At 40.0% G+C, this 1,595-nt stretch carries 1 protein-coding gene; it reads right to left on the reverse strand.

Features of this window, described 5'->3' with window-relative positions; translation table 11 throughout:
* Positions 1 to 133 precede the first annotated feature (133 nt).
* Positions 134 to 1,324, reverse strand: a complete 1,191-nt coding sequence (locus tag DW793_RS14160) for an IS110 family transposase (RefSeq protein WP_118158532.1) — start codon at positions 1,322 to 1,324, stop codon at positions 134 to 136.
* Positions 1,325 to 1,595 lie beyond the last annotated feature (271 nt).

Below are 1,595 nucleotides of genomic sequence, written 5' to 3' on the forward strand. Positions count from 1 at the left end.
GAAACCTGCTAAGAAAAATCAATAGGCAAAATGAACAAAGTTGAGAAAAGAAGCAAAGGAAAAAACGATATAGCAAAGCTGACGTTTGAAGGAAGTATTCAAACGCCCGATGAGTATGTACCTGAGACTACAATTAATGTTCGGAGTAAAACTCCATAACCTTGCCGTAGTAAACTCGAAGGAATTTGTTAAGCCCCGCAATCATTGCTTCTTTGCCGCATTTCCCTTCGCTGCGTTTCTTCTGAATAAAGTCATAGACAGCATTGTCGGCAGGTTTGTGTTTGATTAAGGATTGCATGATCTCGTAGCCTGTTTTTCGCAGATAACTGTTTCCACGCTTGGATATATGACGCTCAGAAGCGTGGAATGCACCCGACTGATAAGGCGGAGCGTCAATGCCTGCATAGGCAATGAGAGAGTGCTTGTTTTTGAATCTGCGTACATCGCCAATTTCAGCAATGATACGTGGAGCAAGTGTATCTCCGATACAATCCATTTCCTTGACAACAGAATATTCAGGCAAGGTGTTGCAAAGATCCTGCATTTGTGCTAAAATGGTATTGCGTGATTCCTCTATTGAGTGGATCAGCTTGACGGCTTCACTAACGGCAATTTTGACGGATTGGGAGTTAGGAAGCGTAGGGATACCGTTTTGAGCAAGGGCAAGGATTTCCGCTGCCTTACGCTCGTTTAAGCGGTATCCCTTTTTCTTTGCCCATTTGCAGTAATCAGATGTAAATTTCATTTCTCCCATATCGAGAATATTTTGAAAATGAATATATCGACTGACAAACTCGGTCAGCTTGTGATTTTCACCTTGATTTGAAAGAACATCATTGATTTGGGGCATAACTTGGTCAAGAAGATTGGAGAAGTTCACCTTTGATTTAACAAGCATACCTGTAACCTGATAATACTGACGTGCAAGAAATTTAAGTTCATCGTATATAACATTAGAGGGATAAGCCTTAACAAGCTCGTTCCAGTATGTAATACCGAAAGATGCGATTTTAATCGAATCAATTTTATCGGTTTTTGCTCGTCTTATGCTTTGCGAGCAGAACTTCTTCATACGCAAGGCATTTACACAGCATACAAAAATGTTGTGAGAAGATAAATAGGTCGCAACAGGAAGATGATAGTGACCTGTATCTTCCATAACAACACGGGTTTCTTCATCGAATGATTTGATGAGAGAAATAAGAGAATCCAGTTCATCGGCAGTGTGACCAATGTCAAAGGGTGATTCAAGTATTTCGCCGCAAGGTTTCATAATGCAAACAGTACTTTTTCCTTTTGATACATCAATTCCTACACTAATCATGATAAATCCTTCTTTCTGATATTTTGTAATGTTTCCGCTCAGGAGCTTATTAAAATTCATTTTGGTTAGTGATGCGAACGCTGCTGTAAACACAGCAGGTACAACCTGCTTAATCGAATTTTATAACAAGAAGGCGGCTGACACTTTCTATTACGAACGCTTAGTTCTAAGGGGGTGACCGTCAGTCCATTACCTTCTTATTATATCAAAATAAGCATAGCCTGTCACCACTGTAGTCAGCAGTTTGGACTATGCTAATATCATACCAAAG

This window comes from Ruminococcus sp. AM31-15AC (assembly GCF_003462045.1).
Classification (GTDB): domain Bacteria; phylum Bacillota; class Clostridia; order Oscillospirales; family Ruminococcaceae; genus Hominimerdicola; species Hominimerdicola aceti.